At 42.4% G+C, this 4,018-nt stretch carries 5 protein-coding genes and 1 pseudogene; 3 read left to right on the top strand and 3 right to left on the bottom strand.

Features of this window, described 5'->3' with window-relative positions; genetic code table 11:
• Positions 1-377 (top strand): annotated as a pseudogene (locus tag F6K57_RS38660) (hypothetical protein); the annotation flags it as partial.
• Between the two features lie 38 nt (positions 378-415).
• Here the strand turns inward: F6K57_RS38660 and F6K57_RS38655 are convergent.
• The gene (locus F6K57_RS38655) at positions 416-1,033 is read right to left on the bottom strand and encodes a class I SAM-dependent methyltransferase (protein ID WP_075902118.1); all 618 of its coding nucleotides are present in this window, start codon (positions 1,031-1,033) and stop codon (positions 416-418) included.
• A gap of 76 nt (positions 1,034-1,109) precedes the next feature.
• On the bottom strand, positions 1,110-1,265 hold the full coding sequence (locus F6K57_RS38650; RefSeq protein ID WP_293073905.1) for a hypothetical protein: 156 nt from the start codon (positions 1,263-1,265) through the stop codon (positions 1,110-1,112).
• Here F6K57_RS38650 and F6K57_RS38645 point away from each other — a divergent pair.
• Entirely contained in the window at positions 1,236-1,835 is a 600-nt protein-coding gene (locus tag F6K57_RS38645; protein WP_293073902.1) for a rhomboid family intramembrane serine protease, read from the top strand. The genes F6K57_RS38650 and F6K57_RS38645 overlap by 30 nt on opposite strands.
• Before the next feature lie 164 nt (positions 1,836-1,999).
• Here the strand turns inward: F6K57_RS38645 and F6K57_RS38640 are convergent, their stop codons facing one another.
• Complete coding sequence (locus F6K57_RS38640; RefSeq protein WP_293073899.1) at positions 2,000-2,179, bottom strand: hypothetical protein; 180 nt, start codon at positions 2,177-2,179, stop codon at positions 2,000-2,002.
• Between the two features lie 880 nt (positions 2,180-3,059).
• On the opposite strand from F6K57_RS38640, the gene F6K57_RS38635 reads away from it, so the two are divergent.
• On the top strand, positions 3,060-4,018 hold a 959-nt coding region (locus F6K57_RS38635), incomplete at its 3' end, for a serpin family protein (protein WP_293073897.1).

The raw sequence follows: 4,018 nt of genomic DNA, 5'->3' as shown, positions 1-4,018 counted from the left end.
CCAAAGAACAAATCCTTGATGCCTTGCGTAAATTACGGAGTGGTCAAACAGAGGAAACTTCCGCCACAGAGCAGCCATCCTCAATCCCAAATCTCACGTCTGCTGATCAAAACCCTGATCAAAACAGGGAAGAGGGGGAATCAGCAATCGGCGATCCTGAAACCTCAGTCAATATTCAGCAATTTTGGCAATACGATCAGCCCCTCGATTCTTCCCTGGTGGTAATTGCACCACCAACAGATAGTGGAACCGTCCTTGATGTCTTAGGAACAATTCCTCTAGGAGCAGCTGACCCTCGTGTCATGCAGTATCTCAAAGGAATTTATCAGATAGTCAGCCAGCAAGCTGTAATTTCAGCATTAAATCGAGATAGTTAATAGCTGACTACTGACCGCTGACCACTGACCGCTTAATGCTAACAAGACTTCTGAGCAACACCCTTATACATATAGCCCATAATCTTAGGAAATTTTGGTTCATAAAACTCTTCTAACGTCAGAATCTGGAAGTGATTTTCAACCAGCTGTTTGATATTACGATTTAGATGACAGCCATCCGCAATAATCTTTTGTAAAGGGGTCAAGCGGTTTTGCCAAACCTGAACCTTAGACTCATCACTTATTCCATGCTCAATAAAAAAGAACTTTCCCCCTGGTTTTAGGACCCGATAAATTTCTTCTATAGCCTGATTTACTTTAGTAATACTGCACAATGTCCAGGTGCTAACTACACTATCGAAGCTATGGTCAGCCATCGGTAAACTTTCGCCATTCAGTACCCGAAAATCAACAGTAATTTCCGAGTCATGAATACGTTTTTTAGCTAATGATTCCATCCCATGATTAACATCAATAGTTGTAAGTTTTTGTAGGTGGTTGGGGTAATACCTTAAATTTAATCCTGTGCCAAAGCCAATTTCAAAGACTTCCCCAGACACCTCAGATAAAACCTCTTGACGATACTTGCTTAAGACCGGGTCAGACATAGCCCAGTCCATCAATCGGGGAAAAACCAACTCTGAATATACACTCATGATCCAATTACCTTGGGATAACCTTGAATTGGCACTCATGATCAATTATATATATAGCAAGTCTTAATTAGTTAAGTTACAAAGTACTGGGTTTTAGGGAGTAGGGAGTAGGGAACAGGGAATAGGTAAAAAATCCTGGAGAAACGCTATATAAATTATAGTAGTAAACATAAATATGAGCGTGCAGGCTACCGGGTGAAGTATGACAAGTATATTTGATTGGATTAATCAATTCCAAAATGCTTGGGGTGACAACTTCCAGGCGGTGGGTGATTTGGTTCTTTACGCCTGGATTATAAGTTTTGTCAATTTAGTCTTATGCGGGGGAGCACTGAACGACAAGTTTGGTATCCAACCCCGCACCTGGCTTGGGCTAGTTGGTATTTTGTTTTCACCCTTCTTGCACAAAGACTGGAAACACTTGATCGGAAACACTATTCCGTTCGCGCTCCTTGGCTGTTGGGTGTTGTTACGAGGAACGGATGATTTCTGGGTCGTGACCTTGGTGATAGTCTTGGTTGGTGGTTTGGCTGAATGGCTACTTGGTTCACCTAACACGGTCTCTTATGGCGCAAGCGGTCTAGTTTTTGGGTATGTAGCTTTTCTGATCGGACAGGGGTATTTAGAAGGTAACTCCCTGTTAGTCATAGGTTCTATCGCTATCGGTGGTGTCTATGGTTTTACACTCAGAGGTTTATTGCCTGGTGAAACAGAGATCTCCTGGCAAGGACATTTATTTGGCTTCCTAGCAGGTATGCTTGCAGCCAGCAATATGGATACGTTTCGGAATCTGTTTCTGTAAGCAAAGATGGGGCTAAAGCTTAAACCACTGTGGTCAGCTTACCCTTAATTGGGTGAATGGGTAGGGAGTCAGAGCAACTCTGGCTGGCAAACGGTGGGTACCACGAAAATCACCATCACTTCAGCTTGATTCTAGTGGGCTCCACCGGTCTCGGGATCTCGACCTCATGAATTTAGCCAGTTTTGAGCCTTATACCAAGTTGCGGTCAAACGTATCACTTTCTCTTCCCCCAATCTCCCCATCTCCCCATTTCCCTCGGTGCGCTTTCCTTGTCTTGATGCAAAGCGCGAGTGGGGGAAACCCCCAAGACCGCGCTGCATCGCTAGGCGAATTAAATTCGCCACGGGTCGCACCGCTCCCTATCCAACCAATCTACTATCTTTGAATCCAACTCGGTATTACTGCTCAAATGGCCTGGCTCCTGGCTGGCCGTAGGTCCGGTAAAAAAAATCCCCGCTAGCGGCCAGACTAGCGGGGTGTGCTTTTCTCTTTGTGTTCTCAATTATTATTATTGGCCAATTAAGTATGATTTGGTGTTGGTCTAATGTCAATTTTTGGTGTTATTTCATATAAATTTTTATAAACTTGCTTGTTTTGGTCGATCTAGTCAATCTGAGCATCAGGTGATCTCGATCAAAAAACTCCACTAGCCTGATACTAGTGGAGGCAGGGTGTGTTATTCGTCAACTTCATCGTAGATATCCGATGTTTGTGATCTGGTTTGCTTAATGTATGGTTTTGTGTTTGATTTAGTTGTTGCTCAGCAGAATCTGGAGTATAGTTTTTATTTATATTATTCTACTATAGCATGAAAATATTGTGGCTGTCAAGGGCAAAAAATCGGGAAGATCAGTAAGTTATAGTAATAGTTGCCTAAACTTGACTATAATTCCCTATGAGACAAATAGCCTTTTGTGCAGCACTTTCTGGTGAGGGATAACAGAAAAGCCAACTTGAAAGACTTGAGGTATGTGAGGGACAAAAAAATACCGAAAAGTCCAGAAGTATCGAGCCATTAAAACCTTGACAACTTATGAAATCATGACTCCTGGATAACGTTGGTTATGTGGAAATTAGGTTATTTAGACTGTTAAACACCACGATTATATCGTTATTCCCCATTACGGATTACCCTCTTAGCCGTAGCAAAAACCGTAACTAATGGAACCGAATTATCCTGAAATGGTCATATTAGAACAGGGTATTAGCAACGGAGACGATCAAATGAACCATCAAATACTTAGTCGTATAGCCACTGTTATGGCAGTCAGCATCCTGCTTACAGGTATATTGGGGTGTGTGTCGGAAAAAACCAATGCCCTTGACCCTCTGCCTAACTCCGAACCAAGCAAAGAATCAATGTCAGCTGACCAAAAACCAACTTTAGCAGTAGATACCAATCTTGTAGACGCTAATACTAAATTTGGCTTCAAGCTATTCTCAGAAATTCTCAAGCAGGACACTAACAAGAATGTTTTTGTCTCTCCCACCAGCATCGCCATTGCCCTAGACATGGCTTACAACGGTGCCAGCGGCGAGACTCAAGAGGCTATGGCAAAAGTCCTAGAATTAGAGGGATTGAGTCTAGATCAACTCAACCAGGGGAATAACGCCTTAAAAGCTAGCTTGGAAAATGCTGACCCTGATGTCCAGCTGTCCATTGCCAACTCCCTGTGGGCTAACCAAGGCATTGACATCAACCCCAAATTTATTAAAAACAACCAGAAATTCTACAAAGCAGAGGTCACAGAACTTGATTTTAGTAGTGCCAAGGCTGCAAAAAAAATTAACCGTTGGGTCAAAAATAACACAAACGGCAAAATCAAAAAGATTGTCGAACGCACTCAAGGGGATGAATTACTTTTCTTAATTAATGCTATCTATTTTAAAGGCAGTTGGACCAGAGAATTCGATAAAAGTCAAACGTCTGATCAAGCTTTTTATATCTCTGATGTAAACCAAAAGCAACACCCAATGATGTATCAGTATGGGAAGTATCAGTACTATGAAAATGATGCCTTTCAAGCTGTAAGTATTCCCTACGGTAAAGAACGGTTGAGTTTGTATGTTTTCTTACCCCGTGAAGGGAGCAGCTTGGCAGAATTTCAACAACAACTCACAGCGGAAAACTGGCTACAATGGATGAAAGAGTTTAGGTCTCGGGATGGGTCAATTCGGCTACC

It is taken from the genome of Moorena sp. SIO4A5, assembly GCF_010672005.1.
In the GTDB taxonomy this organism is placed as follows: Bacteria; Cyanobacteriota; Cyanobacteriia; order Cyanobacteriales; family Coleofasciculaceae; genus Moorena.
Note: the sequence above shows the minus strand (reverse complement) of the source record. Positions and strands in the feature narration are given on the sequence as shown.

What these genes read in the sequence shown, in the direction of transcription:
- F6K57_RS38655 (WP_075902118.1), bottom strand. Translation starts at nt 1,033, where the DNA reads ATGAGTGTATATTCAGAGTTGGTTTTTCCCCGATTGATGGACTGGGCT.
- F6K57_RS38645 (WP_293073902.1), top strand. Translation starts at nt 1,236, where the DNA reads ATGACAAGTATATTTGATTGGATTAATCAATTCCAAAATGCTTGGGGT.